Annotated in this window: 23 protein-coding genes; 5 read left to right on the forward strand and 18 right to left on the reverse strand. The window is 64.0% G+C overall.

The window, feature by feature from the left end; genetic code table 11:
* Window positions 1-30: 30 nt before the first annotated feature.
* From DFR67_RS24185 to puuE, 3 genes are read right to left on the reverse strand one after another with little or no spacing between them, the layout of a single operon-like run.
* Window positions 31-1,236 carry a M50 family metallopeptidase gene (locus DFR67_RS24185; RefSeq protein WP_110472032.1) on the reverse strand — a complete coding sequence of 402 codons (1,206 nt, stop codon included), beginning with the start codon at window positions 1,234-1,236 and terminating at the stop codon, window positions 31-33.
* Between the two features lie 28 nt (window positions 1,237-1,264).
* Window positions 1,265-2,431 (reverse strand): 1-deoxy-D-xylulose-5-phosphate reductoisomerase, encoded by a 1,167-nt coding sequence (gene dxr, locus DFR67_RS24190; RefSeq protein WP_110472033.1) that lies wholly within the window; start codon window positions 2,429-2,431, stop codon window positions 1,265-1,267.
* On the reverse strand, window positions 2,428-3,465 hold the full coding sequence (gene puuE / locus DFR67_RS24195) for an allantoinase PuuE (RefSeq protein WP_110472034.1): 1,038 nt from the start codon (window positions 3,463-3,465) through the stop codon (window positions 2,428-2,430). Before puuE ends, dxr begins: the two co-directional genes overlap by 4 nt.
* A 144-nt stretch (window positions 3,466-3,609) precedes the next feature.
* Between puuE and DFR67_RS24200 the strand changes: the two genes are divergently transcribed.
* Both DFR67_RS24200 and DFR67_RS24205 read left to right on the forward strand, forming a co-directional pair.
* Window positions 3,610-3,864: a DUF2631 domain-containing protein gene (locus DFR67_RS24200; protein WP_110472035.1), complete on the forward strand. Its 255-nt coding sequence runs from the start codon at window positions 3,610-3,612 to the stop codon at window positions 3,862-3,864.
* Window positions 3,865-3,890: 26 nt separating this feature from the next.
* Window positions 3,891-4,607 (forward strand): ankyrin repeat domain-containing protein, encoded by a 717-nt coding sequence (locus DFR67_RS24205; RefSeq protein ID WP_110472036.1) that lies wholly within the window; start codon window positions 3,891-3,893, stop codon window positions 4,605-4,607.
* A 3-nt stretch (window positions 4,608-4,610) separates the two neighbouring features.
* Here DFR67_RS24205 and rlmN read toward each other — a convergent pair whose 3' ends face one another.
* Window positions 4,611-5,720, reverse strand: coding sequence for a dual-specificity RNA methyltransferase RlmN (gene rlmN, locus DFR67_RS24210; RefSeq protein ID WP_110472067.1), 1,110 nt, complete (start codon window positions 5,718-5,720; stop codon window positions 4,611-4,613).
* Between the two features lie 85 nt (window positions 5,721-5,805).
* Here rlmN and DFR67_RS24215 point away from each other — a divergent pair, with 85 nt between their 5' ends.
* Complete coding sequence (locus DFR67_RS24215) at window positions 5,806-6,216, forward strand: LapA family protein (protein ID WP_110472037.1); 411 nt, start codon at window positions 5,806-5,808, stop codon at window positions 6,214-6,216.
* 7 nt (window positions 6,217-6,223) lie between these two features.
* Here DFR67_RS24215 and DFR67_RS24220 read toward each other — a convergent pair whose 3' ends face one another.
* The 5 genes from DFR67_RS24220 to rpsB all read right to left on the reverse strand — a co-directional run bounded on the left by DFR67_RS24220 (window position 6,224) and on the right by rpsB (window position 10,429).
* Window positions 6,224-7,132 (reverse strand): phosphatidate cytidylyltransferase, encoded by a 909-nt coding sequence (locus DFR67_RS24220; protein ID WP_110472038.1) that lies wholly within the window; start codon window positions 7,130-7,132, stop codon window positions 6,224-6,226.
* Window positions 7,133-7,152: 20 nt separating this feature from the next.
* Window positions 7,153-7,710: a ribosome recycling factor gene (gene frr / locus DFR67_RS24225; RefSeq protein ID WP_110472039.1), complete on the reverse strand. Its 558-nt coding sequence runs from the start codon at window positions 7,708-7,710 to the stop codon at window positions 7,153-7,155.
* 56 nt (window positions 7,711-7,766) lie between these two features.
* Complete coding sequence (gene pyrH, locus DFR67_RS24230; RefSeq protein WP_110472040.1) at window positions 7,767-8,498, reverse strand: UMP kinase; 732 nt, start codon at window positions 8,496-8,498, stop codon at window positions 7,767-7,769.
* A 187-nt stretch (window positions 8,499-8,685) separates the two neighbouring features.
* The gene (tsf, locus tag DFR67_RS24235) at window positions 8,686-9,510 is read right to left on the reverse strand and encodes a translation elongation factor Ts (RefSeq protein ID WP_084896223.1); all 825 of its coding nucleotides are present in this window, start codon (window positions 9,508-9,510) and stop codon (window positions 8,686-8,688) included.
* A 52-nt stretch (window positions 9,511-9,562) separates the two neighbouring features.
* The gene (gene rpsB, locus DFR67_RS24240; protein WP_110472068.1) at window positions 9,563-10,429 is read right to left on the reverse strand and encodes a 30S ribosomal protein S2; all 867 of its coding nucleotides are present in this window, start codon (window positions 10,427-10,429) and stop codon (window positions 9,563-9,565) included.
* Window positions 10,430-10,774: 345 nt separating this feature from the next.
* On the opposite strand from rpsB, the gene DFR67_RS24245 reads away from it, so the two are divergent.
* Window positions 10,775-11,383: a M23 family metallopeptidase gene (locus DFR67_RS24245; RefSeq protein ID WP_110472041.1), complete on the forward strand. Its 609-nt coding sequence runs from the start codon at window positions 10,775-10,777 to the stop codon at window positions 11,381-11,383.
* Here DFR67_RS24245 and DFR67_RS24250 read toward each other — a convergent pair.
* Entirely contained in the window at window positions 11,331-12,230 is a 900-nt protein-coding gene (locus DFR67_RS24250) for a tyrosine recombinase XerC (protein WP_245938133.1), read from the reverse strand. The two genes, DFR67_RS24245 and DFR67_RS24250, sit on opposite strands and share 53 nt — an antisense overlap.
* A gap of 64 nt (window positions 12,231-12,294) precedes the next feature.
* The gene (locus DFR67_RS24255) at window positions 12,295-13,143 is read right to left on the reverse strand and encodes a siderophore-interacting protein (RefSeq protein WP_110472042.1); all 849 of its coding nucleotides are present in this window, start codon (window positions 13,141-13,143) and stop codon (window positions 12,295-12,297) included.
* A gap of 138 nt (window positions 13,144-13,281) precedes the next feature.
* Here DFR67_RS24255 and DFR67_RS24260 point away from each other — a divergent pair, with 138 nt between their 5' ends.
* Window positions 13,282-14,112 carry an SDR family oxidoreductase gene (locus tag DFR67_RS24260; protein WP_110472070.1) on the forward strand — a complete coding sequence of 277 codons (831 nt, stop codon included), beginning with the start codon at window positions 13,282-13,284 and terminating at the stop codon, window positions 14,110-14,112.
* A 3-nt stretch (window positions 14,113-14,115) separates the two neighbouring features.
* Here DFR67_RS24260 and dprA read toward each other — a convergent pair whose 3' ends face one another.
* The 7 genes from dprA to DFR67_RS24295 all read right to left on the reverse strand — a co-directional run bounded on the left by dprA (window position 14,116) and on the right by DFR67_RS24295 (window position 20,775).
* Window positions 14,116-15,273: a DNA-processing protein DprA gene (dprA, locus tag DFR67_RS24265; RefSeq protein WP_110472043.1), complete on the reverse strand. Its 1,158-nt coding sequence runs from the start codon at window positions 15,271-15,273 to the stop codon at window positions 14,116-14,118.
* Between the two features lie 10 nt (window positions 15,274-15,283).
* Window positions 15,284-16,852: a YifB family Mg chelatase-like AAA ATPase gene (locus DFR67_RS24270; protein WP_245938134.1), complete on the reverse strand. Its 1,569-nt coding sequence runs from the start codon at window positions 16,850-16,852 to the stop codon at window positions 15,284-15,286.
* Window position 16,853: 1 nt separating this feature from the next.
* Window positions 16,854-17,237, reverse strand: coding sequence for a YraN family protein (locus DFR67_RS24275; RefSeq protein WP_110472071.1), 384 nt, complete (start codon window positions 17,235-17,237; stop codon window positions 16,854-16,856).
* Between the two features lie 235 nt (window positions 17,238-17,472).
* The gene (locus DFR67_RS24280; protein ID WP_110472045.1) at window positions 17,473-17,850 is read right to left on the reverse strand and encodes a phage virion morphogenesis family protein; all 378 of its coding nucleotides are present in this window, start codon (window positions 17,848-17,850) and stop codon (window positions 17,473-17,475) included.
* A 106-nt stretch (window positions 17,851-17,956) separates the two neighbouring features.
* Window positions 17,957-18,589 (reverse strand): phage protein Gp36 family protein, encoded by a 633-nt coding sequence (locus DFR67_RS24285; RefSeq protein ID WP_158540025.1) that lies wholly within the window; start codon window positions 18,587-18,589, stop codon window positions 17,957-17,959.
* A gap of 442 nt (window positions 18,590-19,031) precedes the next feature.
* Window positions 19,032-20,243, reverse strand: a complete 1,212-nt coding sequence (locus tag DFR67_RS24290) for a hypothetical protein (RefSeq protein ID WP_110472047.1) — start codon at window positions 20,241-20,243, stop codon at window positions 19,032-19,034.
* A 43-nt stretch (window positions 20,244-20,286) separates the two neighbouring features.
* Window positions 20,287-20,775 (reverse strand): hypothetical protein, encoded by a 489-nt coding sequence (locus DFR67_RS24295; RefSeq protein ID WP_146240525.1) that lies wholly within the window; start codon window positions 20,773-20,775, stop codon window positions 20,287-20,289.
* Between the last annotated feature and the right edge of the window lie 165 nt (window positions 20,776-20,940).

Raw genomic sequence — 20,940 nt, forward strand, 5'->3', positions numbered from 1 at the left:
GTTGGTGTGGAGAACAAAGTCTGGCGGGTCCTAGAAGGCCTTGATGGGGTTCACGATGTCTGCGGTCAGGGTGAGGGCCATGTATCCGCCCATGATCACGAGCACAACGTATGTGATCGGCATCAGTTTCAGGTAGTCCACGGGCGCACCGACACCGAGTCCACGAGACCGGCGCAGCATGTTGCGCACCTTCTCGTAGCCCACGATGGCCATGTGCCCACCATCCAAGGGTAATAGCGGCACCAAATTGAACAGCGCCAGGAAGAAGTTGATGCTGGCCAGCAGGAAGACGAAGAACCACCACAGACCGTGGTCGGCGGCGTCGCCACCGATCACCGAGGCGCCATAGACGCTCACCGGGGTGTCGGCCGCGCGCTCGCCGCCGGTCACCGACGTCCAGAGGGCTCCGATCTTCGATGGGAGCGACAGCAGCGAATCCCAGGTCCGAACGACCAGGTCACCGGTGAATCCGGCGGCAGCCGGGATGGCACCTGCGGCAGATGGGTGTTGCCAGCCGTCGTCGTAGCCGATGCCCACCATGCCGATGGTCTCGGTCTTCGGCGCACCCTTGTCGTCGACGCCGTTGACGGTCACCTCTTGCGGGGTGAGAGTTACCTCACGCGTCACTCCGTCGCGCTCCACGGCGAGGGTGACCGGATCGGTACCCGCCCGCAGGACCGTGCTCAATTCGGTGGTGCTGCTGATCTTTTCACCGTTCGCCGCGACCACCGTGTCGCCGGGCTCCAGACCGGCGCGCTGCGCCGGACCCTCGCCCGAACACGGGGCGAGCTCACCCTTGTTGATGGTGTCACCAACACAGGCGACCGACCCGACCTTGGCCGGGAGCGATTCCGACAGACTCGGCAGTCCCCAGGCCAACGCCATGATGACGATCAGCGCGAACCCGAGGATCAGGTTCTGCGCGGGCCCCGCGGCGAGTACGACGATCCGCTTCCAGGCCTTTTGTTTGTACATCGCCCGGGATTCATCCTCGGGTGCGAGTTCATCGTGGGTGGTCATGCCGGCGATGTCGCAGAAACCGCCCAGCGGGAGGGCCTTCACGCCGTACTCGGTCTCCCCGCGTCGGGTGGACCACACAGTCGGTCCGAATCCGACGAAATAGCGGCGAACCTTCATCCCGGTGCGCTGGGCAGCCCACATGTGGCCGCATTCGTGCCACGCGATCGAGGCCAACAGTCCCAGTGCAAAGAGCACCACGCCCAACGCAAACATCATCGGCCGCACTTACCCTTCTGGTGAACTTCTACGTCAGTGCACCGGCGACGAGCTGCCGGGCGCGCTCTCGCGCCCAGGCGTCGGCCGCCAGAACCTCATCCACCGTACCTGGATCGGCGGTCCACTGATCTGCGGCGGCGAGCACCTCGCCGACGATGTCCACGATCCGCGGGAAGGCGATGGCCCCGGCGAAGAAACCGTCGGCGGCGGCCTCGTTGGCCGCATTGAACACCGCGGTCAGCGAGCCGCCCCGCGTCCCCGCCTCCCGGGCGAGGTCGATGGCCGGGAAGACCGCGTTGTCGACAGGCTCGAAGGTCCAGGTACTGGCCTGCGAGAAGTCGCAGGCCTGCGAGGCGCCAGGGATCCGGTCCGGCCATCCCAGCGCGAGGGCGATCGGGAGTTTCATCGATGGAGGGGAGGCCTTCGCGATGGTTGCGCCGTCGACGAATGTGACCATCGAGTGGACGATCGACTGCCGGTGCACGGTCACGTCGATGCGGTCGTACGGAACGTCGAACAGCAGGTGCGCCTCGATGACCTCGAGCGCCTTGTTGACCAGGGTCGCGGAGTTCAAGGTGATCATCGGCCCCATCGACCAGGTCGGATGTTTGCCCGCTTGCTCGGGGGTCACGTCCTTCAACTGCTGCGCATCCCAGCCGAAGAAAGGTCCGCCCGAGGCGGTCAGCACCAGTCGGTCGACCTCCGCGGCGCTGCCGCCGCGCAGACATTGCGCGATGGCCGAATGCTCGGAGTCGACGGCGACGATCTGTCCGGGCGCCGCAGCCGCGAGCACCAGCGCGCCTCCCGCGACCAACGATTCTTTGTTCGCCAGGGCCAGCCGGGCACCGGTGGCGAGCGTCGCCAACGTCGGCCGCAGTCCCAGCGACCCCACCACCGCGTTGAGGACCACATCGGCGCCGGTCTTCTCGATCAGCTCGACCATCGCGTCCGGACCCGAAACGATGCCCTCGACTCCCGCAGCCAGGGCGACCTTGTCGGCGGCCACCCGATCCGCGACCGCCACGGCCGAACCGGGCAACTGCCAGTCGGCGATCTGCCGGGCAAGAAGGTCGACGTTCCCGCCGCCGGCCCCGAGGCCCACTACCGAGAATCGGTCGCGGTTGGCAGCGATCACCTCGAGCGCCTGCGTACCGATCGATCCGGTGCTGCCGAGAATCAGAACACGAGTGGTCACCGCTCCAGTGTGGTCGATCCGCCTGCGTCCGCGCCGGCCGACTCCTGATCCGGCGAGCCCGGTGCAGGATGCCGGTCGATCCAATGGCGCGCGATGTCGATGCGACGGGTGATCCAGACCTTGTCGTGGGACTGCACATGGTCCAGGAATCGTTCGAGTGCCGCGGTGCGGCCCGGACGCCCGGCCAGGCGGCAATGCAGTCCGACCGACAGCATCTTGGGCGACCCCGCGGCACCTTCGGCGTAGAGGACATCGAACGCGTCGCGCAGATGTGCGAAGAACTGATCACCGGACCCGAACCCGGCGGGTGATGAGAACTTCATGTCGTTGGTGTCGAGCGTGTAGGGCACCACGAGGTGATCGACGACGTGTCCCGGCGAGGCATCGGGCAACACCGCCGGGCCGCCCGTCGGCACCTTGACCCAGTACGGGAGGTCGTCTGCGTAGCTGTCGGAGTCATAGACGAAACCGCCGTGCTCGACGACGAGCCCGCGGGTGTTCGGCGAATCACGACCGGTGTACCAGCCCAGCGGCGCGCTACCGGTGAGGTCGGTCAGGATCTCGATCGCCTCGGCCATATGAGCCCGTTCGACGGCCGGGTTGATGAGTTGATAGTTGAGCCAACGCAACCCGTGCGAAGCGATCTCGTCGCCCCGTTCGATGAAGGCCGCCACGGCCTCGGGGTTACGGGCCATGGCCTGCGCCACGGCGAAGATCGTCAGTGGCAGGTCACGGCGGTCGAACACCCGGAGCAACCGCCACAGGCCTGCGCGAGACCCGTACTCGTACAGCGACTCCATGCTCATGTGACGGTTGGGGAACGCGGCGACGCCCGCCATCTCCGACAGAAACGTCTCGCTGCCGCGGTCGCCTTCGAGGACGTTGTTCTCCGAACCCTCTTCATAATTGAGAACGAATTGGACCGCGATGTTCGCCTGACCCGGCCACTGTGGATGTGGCGGGGTGCGGCCGTATCCGATCATGTCGCGGGGGTAGTCGGACGGCGCATATCTCTCGGTCGGCACGGCGTTCATTCTGGCACCGGGGCCCTGGCCGCGCAGAAGACGAGGCTTCCTGCCGCGGCGCGCCACAGCTGCCGAACCCGTCAGAGGCCATGGGTCACCGCGCACGATATGCTCTGGACGAGAAAAGTCCGATCGCAACCAGCAGGAGTAGCCGTGGCCAGCACTGAGGTCGAGTACAAGCCCGAGCCCGCAGAGGCGCCGTCGGCCCGATTCGGCTGGCACGGCGAAGGCATGAAGACGTACAAGATCGCCGCGTGGGTGTCGGTCGTCGCGCTGCTGGGCATGATCATCGGCAATCACGAGGGCCACGTCGAAGACTGGTACCTCATCGGGTTTGCCGCAGTGATCGTCTTCCTCCTCGTCCGCGGTGAGGTCCTGAGCCGTGGCAAGTGGAAAAAGAAGAAGTAGAGCCACAACACCTCTCCACCGCCGACATGCCTGCGGGTCGAATTCCGGCCGGCATTGCAGCCGCATTGGTCGCGTCTGCGCTGATCGTGACCAGTGCCTGCACGTCCACTGCCGATCGCCCCGCAGCCAATCGCCCCGACGGTCCCGATCCCGGTTCGTCCGCATCGAGCCCCGCGTCGACTGCGGCGCCCGTCACGTCACCTTCGGCGACCCAGACCACTGCGATGACGCCCGACCCCGCCCTGGAGAACAGGGACGCCGATGGCCGGACACCGCTCGTGATCGCAACCAAGGCCCGGGACACCGACGCCGCTCGCGCACTGATCCTGGCAGGGGCGGACGTGAACGCGAAAGACAACATGCAGGACTCCGCGTTTCTCTATTCCGGGGCCGAGGGACTCGACGACATCCTCGTCCTGACCCTGGATCACGGCGCAGATGTGAACTCCACCAACAGGTTCGGCGGGACGGCGCTCATCCCTGCAGCTGAGAAGGGCCATCCGTCCACGGTCCAGCTCCTGATCGATGCGGGCGTTCGGATCGACCACATCAACAACTCAGGGTGGACGGCTCTGCTCGAGGCGGTCGTCTACGGCGACGGCTCACCGACGTATCAGGACATTGTGTCCCGGCTGCTCGCAGCAGGTGCCGATCGCGACATCTTGGACGCGCAGGGGCGAACGGCCCTGCAGATCGCGCAACAATCCGGTCAGATCGACATCGCGCGCCTGCTCAGCGACTGACGACTACTTCTCTTCGGCTGCCAATTGACCGCAGGCAGCGGCGATCTCCTGGCCGCGGGTGTCTCGAACCGTGCACGACACACCTTGCGCAATCACCCTTCTGACGAACTCTCGTTCCGCCGGCTTGGGGCTCGCGTCCCATTTCGATCCAGGGGTCGGGTTGAGGGGGATGAGGTTCACGTGTACCAAAGATCCGAGCGCCTTACGAAGCTTCTCCCCCAACAGATCTGCCCGCCAGGGCTGATCATTGATGTCGCGGATCAGTGCGTACTCGATGGAGACCCGACGACCGGTGCTGTCCGCGTAGTAGCGCGCGGCGTCCAGCACCTCCTTGACCGACCAGCGATTGTTGACCGGGACCAGGGTGTCGCGGAGCTCGTCGTCCGGGGTGTGCAGGGACACAGCAAGGGTGACCGTGAGTCCCTCGTCGGCCATCCGGCGTATCGCGGGTGCCAGACCGACCGTCGACACCGTCACCGATCGTTGCGAGATACCGAGCCCGTCGGGGGCAGGCGAAGTGATCTTGCGGACGGCGTCGATCACGCGCTTGTAGTTGGCCAGCGGCTCGCCCATACCCATGAACACCACGTTGGACAGTCGGCCGGGTTCACCGAGTTCTCCATCACGCATCGCACGCGCCGCGGAGCGCACCTGATCGACGATCTCGGCCGTGGACAGGTTTCGATCAAGCCCGCCCTGGCCGGTGGCGCAGAACGGGCACGCCATGCCGCAACCCGCTTGGCTCGAGATGCACAGTGTCGCGCGGTCCGGATACCGCATGAGGACGGACTCCAGGAGTGTGCCGTCGTGCAACCGCCACAGGGTCTTGCGTGTGGTGTTGTCGTCGCACGCAATGTGCCGGATCACGGTCATCAGCTCGGGGAAGAGAGCTTGACCCACCGACTCGCGCATCGCAGCGGGCAGATCTGTCATCTCCGCCGGGTCGGCGTTGAACCGCGAGTAGTACTGGCGGGCCAACTGGTCGGCACGGAACTTGGGCAAACCGAGCTTGGTCACCGCGGCAACGCGGCCTGCGGCGTCCAGGTCGGCGAGGTGCTGCGGCGGTTTGCCGCGTTTAGGTGCGTCGAATACCAGCGGCAACGGACCAGTCATCATCAAAGCGTGACGTAGATCCGCCACAGATGCCAATTTGATCACTGTGATTGTCGTTTCCCCCACTCCAGCGCACCATAGAGCGATGACGTATCAACCGCCCGAGGGCTATCAGCCGAGCCCCGACTACAACCCGGTGAAGCCGGACCCCACCCAGCCCGATGTCGCATACCCGACCGGCCCCACCGACGCCGCCCCACCCGCGGCTGATCACCGCGAAGAGGTACGTAGACAGGCTCTCGACGACGTCAGGCACACGCGCACGCGGGCAGCCTGGGTCGGTTTGATCGTCGGCGCGCTGGTCACCCTCATCCTGCTGATCTTCATCGTCCAGAACCTCGACAGCCAGAACATCGACCTCTTCTTCTGGACGGTCAATCTGCCGGTGGGCGTGAGTCTGCTGATCGCAGCCATCCTCGGCGCAGTGATCACGGCGATCGTGGGCAGCCTGCGGATGTTGCAGGTCCGACGGGCGGTCAAGAAGGCCCGGCCCTAGTCGCTCGTCAGAGAAGCGCTCCCAGGATCGCCCAGACGACGAAGGCGCAGGGCAGGACGGAGTCGAGGCGATCCATGATGCCGCCGTGACCCGGCAGCAAAGTACCCATGTCCTTGATCTTCAGGTCACGCTTGACCTGGGATTCCACCAGGTCTCCCAAGGTGGCGCAGACGACGAGGACCGGGCCGAGGACCAGTCCGATCCACCATTGTGCGTCGAGCAGGTACATGACGGTGAGCACTGCGCCGACAATGCCGAAGACCATCGACCCGGCCATGCCCTCCCACGACTTCTTCGGGCTGATGGCCGGGACCATGGGATGTTTGCCGAAGGTCACGCCGGCCACATAACCGCCGACGTCAGAGCACACCACGACGATCATCAGGGTCAACACCCTGGCCGCTCCGTCGTCCTGCAGCACCATCGACGCCCCGAATGCGCCCATCAGCGGTAGCCATGCGAGCACGAGCGTTGTCCCGGCAAGATCTTGCAGGTAGTTCTCAGGGGCGGCTTGCAGGCCCTGCGACAGCAACTTCCAGATCATCGACACCAGCACCGTCGCCGCCAGCGCGACCACCGAGCCGGAGATTCCCCAGGGCCAGCTGGCCCACATGATCGCCTGGCCACCGACGAGAATCGGGATCAGCGCGACCTTGATCCCACCGTCGCGCAGGCGTTTGGTGACCTCCCAGCTCGCCACGGCGATCGCCACCGCGACGACCCCGAACCACACCTCGGGGATGAACACCAAGATGAGGATCAGCGAGACGCCGAGCGTGCCGCCGACACCGATGGCGGCAGGCAGGTCGCGGCCGGCCCGCGAGGTAGAGCCCTTGGGAGCCGGCGTCGCTGCGCCGCCCGGCCGGTCTGTGTCGGTCACTGTCGTCTGCCTACCCCTTCGCCACTGCCCCGCCATCGGTCATCGCATGCGATGACCTAGACCTCGAGCAGTTCACCCTCTTTGTGTTTGACCAGTTCATCGATCTGACTGACGTACGACGCCGTCGTCTTGTCGAGATCCTTCTCGGCGCGCGTCACCTCATCTTCACCGGCCTCGCCGTCTTTTTGGATGCGTTTGAGTTCATCCACTGCTTTGCGTCGAACGTTGCGGATCGAGACCTTGGCGTCTTCGCCCTTCGCCTTGACCTGCTTCACGAGATCGCGACGACGGTCTTCGGTCAGCTGCGGAATGGACACGCGGATGATGTTTCCGTCGTTGGTCGGGTTCACACCCAGATCGGAGTTGCGAATCGCAGTCTCGATCAATCCCAGCGACGAAGGCTCGTAGGGCTTGATCACGATCATGCGGGCCTCGGGGGTGTTGATCGAAGACACCTGCCCGATCGGCGTCGGGGAACCGTAGTAATCGATGGTGACCCGATTGAACATGGCCGGATTGGCACGGCCGGTGCGCACCGAGCCCATGTCGTCGCGCGCGACGATGACGGCCTTCTCCATTTTTTCCTCGGCGTCCAAGAGCGCGTCGTCGATCATGGTGTCCTCCGTTGACTTGTGGGGATGCGGTCAGGTTGTGCTGCGCGAGATACCGATCAGGAACTGACCAGTGTTCCGATCTTCTCACCCGCGACCGCTCGAGCGATGTTGCCCTGCTCGAGAAGATTGAACACGAGCATCGGCATCTCGTTGTCCATACACAGACTGAAGGCAGTCGCATCCGCGACCTTGAGGCCCTTTTCGAGGACCTCACGGTGAGTGATCTCCCGATACAGCGTGGCGTCGGGGTCGGTTCGCGGATCGGCTGAATAGACGCCGTCGACGCCCTTCGCCATCAAGACGACCTCCGCTTTGATCTCGAGAGCGCGCTGCGCGGCGGTGGTGTCGGTGGAGAAGTAGGGCATGCCCATGCCTGCGCCGAAGATGACGACGCGACCTTTCTCCAGGTGCCGTTGTGCGCGCAACGGAATGTAGGGTTCGGCGACCTGCCCCATCGTGATGGCGGTCTGCACGCGGGTGACGATCCCCCGCTTTTCCAGGAAGTCTTGGAGGGCGAGGGAATTCATGACGGTGCCGAGCATGCCCATGTAGTCGGACCGCGCCCGTTCGAGACCGCGTTGCTGCAGTTCCGCACCGCGGAAGAAATTGCCGCCACCGATGACCACCGCGATCTGGACTCCGGTGTTGACCACCTCGGCGATCTGATCCGCGACGGTGGACACCACGTCGGGGTCCAGGCCCACCTTGCCACCGCCGAACATCTCTCCCCCGAGTTTGAGGACGACCCGTCGAAATCCGGTGCGCTCCTGCGTGGCGTTCTCGGTCATGGGGATCCCTCTCGAAAGTGCGAACAGATCAGCGTCATTGACAAGGGTAAAGATCGGACAAGGGTAAAGATCGGACAAGGGTAAAGATCGGACAAGGGTAAAGATCGGACAAGGTGAAGATCATTGGTCGAGCGCAAAAAGAACCCCGGCGAATCAGACGATTCGCACGGGGTTCTTCTCACGAGAGTCAGGCCTGTCCGACCTCGAAACGGGTGAACGACACAACCTGTGCCCCCGCCTCGTCGAGTACGGCCTTCACGGTCTTCTTCGACTCCTGCACCGACGCCTGGTCGATCAGCACGACGTCCTTGAAGAATCCGTTGAGCCTGCCGTCCACGATCTTGGACAAGGCCGCTTCGGGCTTGCCCTCCTCGCGTGCGGTCTGCTCGGCGATGCGACGCTCGGAAGCGATCACGTCCTCGGGGACCTCGTCGCGGGTGGCGTACTTGGCACGCAGCGCAGCGACCTGCATTGCAGCACCGCGAGCGGCCTCGGCAGCCTCGGGGGTGTCACCGGTGTACTCCACCAGGACGCCCACGGCCGGCGGCAGATCCGACGCCCGCTTGTGCAGGTACGACGCGACGTTGCCTTCGTGGTAGCTCACCCGGTTCAGGACCAGCTTCTCGCCGATCTTGGCCGAGAGTTCCTGGATCAGCTCGTCGACCGTCTTGTCGGCGACCGTTGCGGCCTTGAGGACGTCCACATCAGACGTCTTCGCAGCGACCGCGGCGTCGAGGACCTTGGCGGCCAGCGCCTGGAACTCGTCGTTCTTCGCCACGAAGTCGGTCTCGGAGTTGATCTCGATCATCGCGCCGTCTTTGGCGGCGATCAGACCTTCGGCGGTGGACCGCTCGGCACGCTTGCCGACGTCCTTGGCGCCCTTGATACGCAACTCTTCGACAGCCTTGTCGAAGTCGCCGTCGTTGTCGGCGAGTGCGTTCTTGCAGTCGAGCATTCCGGAGCCGGTGAGGTCGCGGAGCCGCTTGACGTCAGCGGCGGTGTAGTTCGCCATGGGTGGGCGAGCCTCCTGTCGAATGTGTATGGATCGATGAGCCAGAGGTGGATCAGGCCTGGGCGGGGGTTTCCGCGTCGGCTGCTGCGGGGGCCTCGGCTGCTGCCGGTGCCTCTGCTGCGGGGGCTTCTGCTGCAGGCGTGGTGGCCTGGGTCAGCAGTTCCTGCTCCCACTCGGCGAGTGGCTCACCGGCGGCACCTTCGGGCTTGGTGTCGGCACCGGTGTTCTGCCCGGCACGTGCCTGCACACCTTCGGCGACCGCAGAAGCGATGACGCGGGTGAGCAGCGCTGCGCTGCGAATGGCGTCGTCGTTGCCCGGGATCGGGTAGTCGACGAGGTCGGGGTCGCAGTTGGTGTCGAGGATGGCGATCACCGGGATGTTCAGCTTACGAGCCTCACCGACAGCGATGTGCTCTTTGTTGGTGTCGACGATCCACACGGCCGAGGGGACTTTGGACATGTCACGGATACCACCGAGGGTGCGATCCAGCTTGGTCATCTCACGCGTGAGCATGAGGATTTCCTTCTTGGTGCGACCTTCGAAACCGCCGGTCTGCTCCATGGTCTCGAGTTCCTTGAGACGCTGCAGACGCTTGTGGACGGTGGAGAAGTTGGTGAGCATGCCGCCGAGCCAACGCTGGTTCACGTACGGCATGCCGACGCGCAGCGCCTCGGAGGCGATGGATTCCTGAGCCTGCTTCTTGGTGCCGACGAAGAGGATGGTGCCGCCGTGGGCAACCGTCTCCTTGACGAACTCGTACGCCTGGTCGATGTACGTCAGCGTCTGCTGCAGGTCGATGATGTAGATGCCGTTGCGATCGGTGAAGATGAATCGCTTCATCTTCGGATTCCAACGACGGGTCTGATGCCCGAAATGAGCGCCGCTGTCAAGCAGCTGCTTCATGGTTACGACAGCCATGTACTTCACTTTCATGTGCAGTTTGTCGTCGGCTCCCGGTTGGTCGCCGACCCTGGCACCTGACACGTGTGGAACCCGCAGCGGAGCATTGCCACTGCCCGGGACTGCCCACACGCTGTGTCGTCCGAGGTGAATCGGCAGACCGCAGGCGCGCGAAGTCACTCCCGCCGCAGCGAGAGCGCCACATGAGTCTACGCTCGCAGGCCCCTGAGACGAAATCGCTGCCGGGGCGCACTCTCGACCTGTTGTCAAGGCCGCACAGCGGTCTGGGGACAGTTACCAAAATCCATCCCCACCTGTGTCTTCGTCCGCGCTTGTTCGATTCTCATCCCTCATCGTTGACCCATGCGATTCTGGTGGGCCCTCGTACGGGCGGCAGTACTCCTGACGGTGCTCGCGGTGGCGCCGCCTCTTTTCGCGGATCTGTCTGCGTCACCCGCTCACTCGGCCCCGACGAGATCTGCCGACTTCGGGTGGCCGTTGTCACCGACCCCGACCGTCGTGAACGGTTTCGCGCCACCGCCCGAGCGGTGGCTGCCCGGGCATCGGGGTGTCGACCTGGCCGCTCCCGCAGGTGCCCTGGTGCGCGCAGCGGGCCACGGGGTGATCAACTTCGCCGGGATGGTGGGCGGCAAGCACGTCGTGTCCATCCGTCACCCTGACGGATTGCTGACCACCTACGAACCGGTGACAGCGACGGTCACCACGGGCCCGCCGGTGAGCCGCGGCGGGTCCATCGGGATGCTGCTGGCGGGTCATGCGGGGTGCACGAGCCCTTGCCTGCACTGGGGTGCGCGCAGGGGTGCCGGGGCATCGGCGGTGTACTTCGATCCGCTCGCGCTGCTCGGCAGGGTTCAGGTCCGCCTCAAACCGGTGAACACACAAGCAGCACTGAGCACCGTCAGGCGCGCGGGTGCGCCTGATCGTGGACCTTGCGCAGCCGTTCGACGCTGACGTGGGTGTACAGCTGAGTTGTCGCCAGGCTGGCGTGACCGAGCAACTCCTGGACGACGCGCAGGTCGGCTCCACCCTCGAGCAGGTGGGTTGCTGCGCTGTGCCGAAGTCCGTGTGGGCCGAGATCCGGCGAGTCCGGCAGGGCCGCCAGTACCTGATGGACCACGGTTCGGGCCATCCGCTGATCGAGCCGACCGCCTTTGGCGCCGACCAGCAGAGCATTGCCTGCTTTGGCGTGTGCAAGTGCGGGACGGCCGCTGCGCAGCCAGGTGTCGAGGGCGGTAGCAGCGGGCGCGCCGTAGGGAACGGTCCGTTCCTTGTTGCCTTTGCCGATGACGCGCAACACGTTTCGCGACGAATCGATGTCGTCGATGTCAAGACCGCAGAGCTCCCCCACCCGGATGCCCGTCGCGTACAACAATTCGACGATCAGCCGGTCTCTCTGGGAGATGGGGGCGTCGGGGTCATGATCAGGCCCGGACGGCTCCATCGCAGCGGCGGCCTGGTTTGCACTCAGGACGCCCGGCAGGGTCCGGTGCGCCCGCGGCGCCTGCAAGCGCGTGCCGGGGTCGGCCTCCAAGATGCCTTCGCGCGTGGCCCAGGCGGTGAACCTCTTGGCGGCGGAGGCCTGTCTGGCAATGGTCGTGCGGGCGGCCCCTTGTTTGCTGTGCGAGGCCAACCACGCACGGAGCACGGACAGATCGATCGCGGCCGGCGACAGTCCCCGGGCGCCTGCGAAGCTCACCAGGGAACGGATGTCACCGAGATAGGCGCGCACCGTGTGCTCGCTGTGACCGCATTCGAGCCGCAGATGGCTCTCGTAGTCGTCGATGATTGTCGCACTCACCCACACAGACAACCATCTACCGGTGTCACACCGGGGGTGCCACTCCGGCCCAGGCGACCACGGGTCAGGCGGTGATTCCGGCTTTCTCGTCGCGACTACGCTGACTGGCTTTCCATTCGCGGAAGCCCTCTTCCGTATGCCCTCGTCGCCAATACCCACTGATCGACGCATTGCCGGCCGGTACGCCGCGTTCTTTTCGGATGTAACCACGCAGGTTCTGCATCACCACTTCGGCCTCACCGTGGATGAATACCTGGACCGAACCGGGCAGCCACTCCGCGTCGCGGACCGCCGCGACGAGCGGTGCGTTCGCGCCGCCCTGTGCGTCGGTGACGGCGTCCGAGCTGACGCCCCGATGAAGCCAGGTGATCTCGGCCGTGTCCGGAGCGGCGAGCTCGATCTCGTCCTCGGGTCCGGCAACCTCGATGAACGCTCGTGCGATGGTCCCGGCGGGCATCGACTCGAGGGCTGCAGCGAGTGCGGGCAGGCCCGCCTCGTCGGAAGCCAGCAGATGCCAGTCCACGTCGCTTTTGGGCCGGTAACCGCTGCCCGGACCGAGGAATCGGATTTCTTCACCGGGCTCGGCATTGGCCGCCCAGGGACCGGCGACTCCTTCGTCGCCGTGCACCACGAAATCGACAGCGATCTCGCGCGCGGAATGGTCGACCCTGCGCACGGTGTAGGTGCGCAGGATCGTGGGTTCGTCGGCACCCAGTTTCTCTCGGAGCTTCTGGTACCCCGACTTCTTCACTCGTTCCGCCGCGTCGGCGGGAAAGACGAACTTGACGTACATGTCGGTGTCATCGGACGCCTGGAAGTCATCGAATCCGTCGCCACCGAGGTACACCCGAACGAGATGGGGGGCGATCTGTTCGGTCCGCTGCACCGTCATGGCGTTTTCTCGCTTGGCCACGCGTAAGTCCTCTCGTCGGCGGCACCTTCGGTCGAGCTGTGATTTCTCATCGACTCTGGCCGCCGTCTCCACCGTACCCCAAGAGTAGGGCACCCTAAGTCGCCCGAAGAGACGCGTACCACCGCTAGCCTCATGGGCATGCCGACAATCCTCATCACCGGCGCCGCACGCGGCATCGGTCTCGCCATCACCGAGCGCCTGGTGGCGTCGGGCTGGGACGTCATCGCAGGTGTCAGAGACGAACGGTCTGCAGACGGGCTGAAGGCGCCGCACGTCGAGCCCGTCATCCTCGACATCACGAACCCGGATCACGTTGCCGATCTGGACCGAGTGTTGCCCCAGCGACTCGATGCCGTGGTGAACAACGCCGGGATCGTTGTCGGCGGTCCGGTGGAGGCGCTGACCCCGGACCAGCTCCGACACCAGCTCGACGTCAATGTGATCGGCCAGCATGCGGTCACCCGAGCGGTGTTGCCGCGGTTGCGGGCATCGCAGGGACGTATCGTCTTTGTGTCGTCGATCAGTGGTCGCGTCGCCACCCCGATGACCGGCGCCTACAACGCCTCGAAGTTCGCGCTGGAAGGCATGGCCGACGCGCTGCGTATGGAGTTGGCCCCGTGGCAGATCCGGGTGGTCCTCATCGAGCCAGGACAGACCGACACCGACATCTGGCGCGATGCCGAGACGACTCTCGAGAGCACGGTCCAGGACATGACGCCCGAGCACAGCGCCCTGTATGCCAGGCAGATCGACGGTTATCGCAAGTCGATCCCGCTCTCCCAGAAGGTCGCCGTGCCCGCCGACTCGGTGGCTGCATCGATCGAAACCGCGCTGCGCGCCAAACGACCCCGCGCGCGGTATGTGGTCGGGCGAGCAAACCAGGTCCAGGCCGCGCTGGTCGGCGCCATGCCGACCAGCCTGTCCGACAGGGTGATCCGCACCGTGACCGGCGTGCCTCGACGTCCGTGAGGCTCACTGGCGCGGGGCCAGCATCCACCCGGATCCGCCCAACGTGACGAAACCGCGTGCTTCCAACGCTGCCAGCCCCGATCGAACGGCGCCGATGTCGAGGCCGGCCGCAAACGCAACCTCGCCGATGGTCACAGCACCCTTCGCGGGTATCGCGTCATAGACACGAAGCTGCCGGGGATCCATTCCGTCGGTTCGCTTTCCGGATCCGCCGCGAGCAGGAACACCCGGGACCGCACCGGCCCCGCTCTCCCCGTCCGGCTCGGCCAGCCGCACGATGTCGCTCGCATCGGTGACGAGTTGCGCCAGTCCGTCCGCGATCATCCGATGGCAGCCGACCGATGTCGCCGAGGTGACCGGACCGGGCACCGCTCCGAGCGGTGTGCCGAGCTTGCGCGCCCAGGCCGCCGTGTTGGCGGCGCCACTGCGCCGGCCTGCCTCGACGACCGCAACGACCCGAGACAGCGCTGCCACCAACCGATTTCTCGTCAGGAATCGATGTTTGGCGGCCGAGGTTCCGGGCGCGTACTCGCTCACGACAAGACCAGTGCGAGCGATCTCGGCGAGAAGGCGGGCATGTCCGGTCGGATAGTCGCGATCGATGCCGCACGCCAGGACCGCCACGGTCGTACCGTCGCCGGCCAGCGCATTGCGATGGGCGACCCCGTCGATTCCGTAAGCACCGCCGGACATCACGGACCAACCGTCTACCACCAGGTCCCCGGAGATCGATGCGGTGACGTGCTCACCGTAGGCTGATGCCGCCCGCGATCCGACCATGCCCACAGAGCGCGCCACGGCGTCGTCGAGCCGCGCCGGGCCCCGCACCCACAGTGCCGTTGGCTCGCCGCCCTTGGCCGCAGTGTCGGCGTTGCCGAGGCTCAGCAACTGCCAGCCCGGCCACTCGTCATCGTCCGGAGTCACCAGTCGTCCACCGATTCGACCGACTGCGTCGAGGTCCGCGGCTGCGGTATTGGTCGCACACCTGGCTTCTGTGACCTGCAGGACGGCTTGGTGCAAGGGCGGTACCGACCTCGACTGCACTGCCCTGGCTGCTTCCAATACCCCGACATCGGCTATCAAGGCCACGATCGCGGCGTTCGGTGGTTCGGCGACGGCGGCCAGATAGGCCCAGGCGCGCCGCTGTTGTTCGTCGATCACGTTCTTCCTCTCAGCTGTATCCGCGATCGCGGAACATCAGGGCTTGTGCCACATGGTCTTCGGTGGGTTGCTCGGTTCCTGCGAGATCGCACAGCGTCCACGCCAATCGGAGCGCTCTGTCGGCGCCACGCGCGGTGACCCTGCCGTCACGCAGGAACAGTTCGACCGGTCTCGTGATCGTCGGTGGAAGCCGAAAGTCGCCGCGCCGCAACGCCGATCCCGGCACCTCTGAGTTGGTCTGCCAGCCATGTGCCGCCCAGCGCTTCCGGGCCCGCGCCCGCGCGGCGACCACCCGTTCGCGGACCTGTGCGCTCGATTCGGCTGCGCCGCCGGTGAGTGCAGCGTTCCCCGGAGGGTCCATCCGAACCCTGATGTCCACCCGGTCCATCAGCGGCCCGGACAACTTCCCGAGATAACGCCGTCGCGCAGAGGGAGAACACACACAGTTGACGTCGTTGGCCGGTGCGCATGGACACGGGTTTGCCGCCAGGATCAGCTGAAAGCGAGCAGGGAACAGCGCCATCCCGTCGCGGCGTGCCACGCGAACCTCGCCGTCCTCGAGCGGAGTCCGCAGTGTTTCGAGTACCTTCACACCGAGTTCGGCGCATTCGTCGAGGAACAAGACACCGCGATGCGCCCGCGACACCGCCCCCGGCTTGGCCATCCCCGTGCCACCACCGATCATCGCGGTCACCGTCGTACTGTGATGCGGGGCGATGAACGGCGCATCGACGATCAACGGATGATCAGCAGGCAGACCACCCGCAATCGAATGAATCGCCGTGACCTCCAACGCCTCCGACTCACTCAACGGCGGCAAAATACCCGGCAACCGCCGCGCCAACATCGTCTTACCGATTCCCGGCGGACCCGTCAGCAACAAATGATGCGCCCCCGCCGCAGCGATCTCCATCGCGTACCGCGCCTCATCCTGACCCACCACATCACAGAGATCGGGACCCGCGACCACCGGCGCACGCGCTACCGCCGGCCCCACCGTGTCCAAAACCCCCACACCCCGCAACCACCCCAACACCTCACGCAGATGCGAGGCCCCACCCACCTCGATCCCCGACACCAACGTCGCCTCCGCCACATTCGCCAACGGAACCACCACATGCGTGAAACCCGCCGACCGCGCAGCCACCACCGCAGGCAACACACCCCGAACCGGCCGCACCCGACCATCCAGGGCCAACTCGCCCACGAACACCGTCGTCTCCAGCAACCCCGACGCAAACCCACTGTTCGCCGCCAACACAGCCAACGCCAAACCCAGGTCAAACGTCGACCCCGACTTCGGCAAAGTCGCAGGCGACAACGCCAACGTGATCCGTCCCTCCGGCCACTTGTCCGGATCACCGCCACCATCGCCCTCGCCCGAACCACCGCCGGCCTTACGCGCAGCCGCGGTGTTGGTGATCGCTGCCCGCACGCGATCCTTCGCCTCCTTGAGCGCCGCATCACCGAGACCCACCAGATGCACCCCCGGCAACCCCTGACCGATCGACGCCTCGATCTCCACGATCACGCCCTCGACCCCCGCGATCGCCACCGACCGCACCCTGCCCAACTTCACCTCAGAACACTCCACGCAAATGAGACACCGACGGAAGGCCACCCCAATTAAGCTGCACTGCAACAACATCAAACCGGATGACCGGCCAACGCACATCCTGCTCTGACAGCCAGATCCCAGCCAACCGGCGCATCCGCTGATACTTCGCCGGCGTCACCGCCTCGGCCACATCGCCGAACAACGCCCCAGATCTCGTCTTCACCTCCACCACAACCAGGTCCGGGCCCTCGGCGGCAATCAGATCCAACTCGCCATACCGACACCGCCAGTTGCGGACCAACACCACCCACCCCAGGCCATCGAGAAAATCAGCAGCCAAATCCTCACCCAACTGCCCCACCTCACGACGCGAACGCCGAGCACCACCGACCCCTGACTGATCCATGAACCAACCATGACCACCCACACCCACAAAACCCCAGACAACAACCCCACCCGCCACCGACCTGTGCACACCCACCACAACTGTGGATAGATCCGCCTTGCGGACGCAGGAACCCACGACGCGGTGTCGGTGAGCAATCAGCCAAGGTTGGGGTCACCGTCGTAGTAGGCCATGAAGTACGAACCGAACTCCTCCCGCAGGAAGCCAATGAGCTTCTCAATCGGTTGAGCCCACATCAGCGGCCAGTCCTGTCACGGATCTTCTTCGACAGCGCGGCAGCGATCGTCGCCGTGACGTCAGCTTGCATCCCCTGGTAGACACCGATCATCACGCGACGCGGCAACTTGGTTCGAGGCGCTGATGACTGGTGGTACGGAAAATACTTCGCAGTGTTTCGGACAACAACGGAGCTATCGTCCGCCTTGTGCTTGAACGACGACTGCATGTGACCAGTACGGACCAGCACCGGTCGGCCGCTGTAGTCCTTGGCCTTTTGCGCAGCGTAAGAGTCATTCAGCCGCTGCCACCGCTGTCCACCGTTGATCGTGTCGCCCCGTGATGCGAACACCTGGCCACTGAAGTAGTTGATCGTGGCTCGACCCACTGCATCCATCGCCCCACGTAGGGGTCGCGCGTGTCGCGACCAATGGTCGTCAGGAGCTTCTTGACCACCTCCTGGTTCTTCAGCTCCATCTTCATTTCGAGAGCGTCCGCCATGGCTAGAACCTGTCACCCATGAAGAACGCACGAGGTTGATCCTCACCGGGCCAGCTTGAGATCGCCTCACCCGTAGTGATCGACGTGCCGTCTTCGCCGTTGATCGTTTGGTCCCCGTCTTGGAGCGCCTTGATAAGTGCTCGCGCCTCCTTCAGTTTGTCGGAACCGCGAGTCGTGCCACGGTAGGCATTGGCTTGCAGGAGGCCGGCGGCCAGCTGGATGGTCAGAGTGTGAATGATGTCTGGGACGGGAGTGAACGGTGTCGTGTACTTCGTGCCGAGAGCCACGTTGATCTCAGCCTCAGCAGCGCGGCGTTGCTGGTCGATGGTTACGTCTGAAAGGTTCTGCGCATTGCCAAACCCAGCCTCGTTGCGGATCTCCGTGACGCTGGCATAGTGGCCGAAGTCGTCACCGCGAACAGGGACGGAGTCTTCGAGGTCAGACTCGACGTTGCTCAACGCGTTGTAGTACGTGAACCGATACCAGAACCCGGCTCCCCCGGCGCTGTCGGTGTAGTACGTCGTTTCCTTCTCTGCATCGATCGATCGGGTCGCGAGAACGGAGAACGTGTCGAGCGCCGGGGCCTGGCCATTAACGTTGATCGCCCGGTACACGTGGATCAGATCGCCGATCACGCCTGTGACGGGTTCTGAGCGCCCGTGTGCGTACTTGAGCGGCGTAGTGAGTGCGAGTGTCGTGTCGTTGGTGAGAGCGCTTACAACAGCGCGCTCGCAGCCCTCACGGCTGGGCAGGCCGACGTAGACGACCTGGCCTGGCACGAAAGCCTCTGTAGTTTCTACAACAAGTGCTGAAGATCCACCGTCGACTGGCGCAGTCAACGTGGTTCGCGGCTGTCCCGCGAGGTTGGTGTCTGAGAATGATTCGATCTGAAGGTTTGTCGCCATGAATTGTATTACCGCTTAACACTTTTCAGTATGGCGGTGTTAGATGGCGCGGTCAAGAGTGTCGATCGCACAGCGACAATGCCAAGACGCCGGACCGCGAAACCAGCGATGGGGATAGAACCGAGGGGGAAGGCGGCGAACATCTACTCTTAGAATAGAACCGAGTCGAATTTCAATCAATACTTCTCTCGATGACACCCTTCTTGATTAACCAGTCGGTGATCATCTCATCGTTCGCTTTCTCAAATCGGACACCAGGTGAGTCATTCACATACTTCGAGTAAGCATGGACGAGTTCGATGTCGAAACTCGTGGTCATGTTCTTACGCACTGGCTTAGAGGTGCTTGGAGCAGGCCGAACGGTGAGCTGCTTACGAGGGAACGAGTCCATCATCTCGATCATCTGATCCATGGTTACAGCTAGTCTTTCGCCCTCTTTGAATCCCCAATCGAAAAACTTAAGTTTTGCTGCGTTCTTCACGATCCCCTGATGGTGAACGAAGTCGTTACGGATCTTCCGGATGTCATTGAAGAACTCGATGCGGACATCATTCTTGCTGACAACTTCTGCCTCCGCTGCGTCACGGTTATAGAACGCAGCTAGGCGGGGGCGGAACTGTTCGTCCCACAAGCTGTGCATGTAGGTGAACCATTGGGCGTACTCGATGCCTTGGGCTTCGGGGTAGTAGTCAGTGTTCGTAGAACCCCCACCCATCACCATGATGTTCGCTCCCGAATGGATTGCGGAAACCAGGTGTTGCATGTGGATTCGACCAGGTCCGGACTTGTCCGCGTAAAAGTTTGGCGGTTCCGGGAATGCATCCCAACCACCACCGATCATCCGCCCCTGGGCGTCGTAGTTCGTGGCACGCATCGAGAAGTAGTGACCGACGTCTCGCCGGCTGCGCCCTTGGATGAACTCTCCGTGCTGCTTCTCCCACTCCTCGACCCTATTGGCGATCGCGTTGTGCGCCGACATCGACATGATGAGCGAGAGCATGAAGCTACGATCTAGATCGGCAATGATGTCGTCGACCGTCTCCACGTCGTCCTCCTCTATTGCCTTCAGAACAGGGATGACAGCGCGAAGTGAACTCAGCAGAGCTTCGACCCCCTCAGTAAATCGACGACCGGTCCTTAGTTCCCCTGCTCGCTGGATGACATCTTGCAGCTGTTCCGCAAGAGCAGTGCCTTCGATTGGTGGGTCAGCGACCGCGATCAAGTTGATCGGATCGCTGCCGACAGATACCAGGAGTCTTTGACCCTGTTCTGGGACCCGACCGACCCCCCGTAGGGCGCTCATCGACTGGAGCGTGCCGCTCGTAAGCCCCTCGGCCGTCTCCAGAACCTTCAGCCACCGTTCAGCGCGGGATTGTTTCAACATTGCGTGATCATTTCACTGGGGGGTGGCATACCTGGTTCCCCGCTCATACCCTCGACGACCCGTCTGGTGAGAACGGCAGCAGACTTCGGCGGGACGGGTTGATCGGCCGCTTGTCCTTTTGCCGCACTGGAAGATGGATCAACTTGATCTCAGACTCTCGAAAGTCACCCTTTTTGGCCTCAATCCAGCCCTTCGGGACATGTTCGCCGTATAGCTCATGCTCCTGCCCTCTGATGATCTCCCCGTCTAGGTCCTGCTTTGGCAGTTCGAGACCTAACGTCCGCACCACGTTTAAACTAGCGGCGATAGGGGCGTAGATCGCATCTTGCACTCCAAGCGGAGTCATGATGTACACCTCGCCCGGTTCAGCCGTGTAGCGCCGCCTAGATACGCTCCACAACGACGAGACAGCACGCTGGATCATCAGCGTCACACCGAGATCTTGATCCGGGAGCGACCCGGTCATGCTGACATACCACTGCGGCCCCTCCTTGGAGCCAGGAGACTTCTGTTTGTGGAGATACGTCAGCATCCGGCCAGCCGTAATCTCTATACTTCTACCAAAAGACCTCGACAGATTTATTTCGGTCTTGTTGTCCAGCTGAGGGGGACCCATTCTATGGTCCAGTCGCTATGCGGCTTGGGGTTGGTGGGTCGTGGTCCACTGTAGGGCGAACTCGGCGGGGGTGAGTCCGTG

Origin of the sequence: Williamsia limnetica (assembly GCF_003217475.1) — a bacterium.
GTDB lineage: Bacteria > Actinomycetota > Actinomycetes > Mycobacteriales > Mycobacteriaceae > Williamsia > Williamsia limnetica.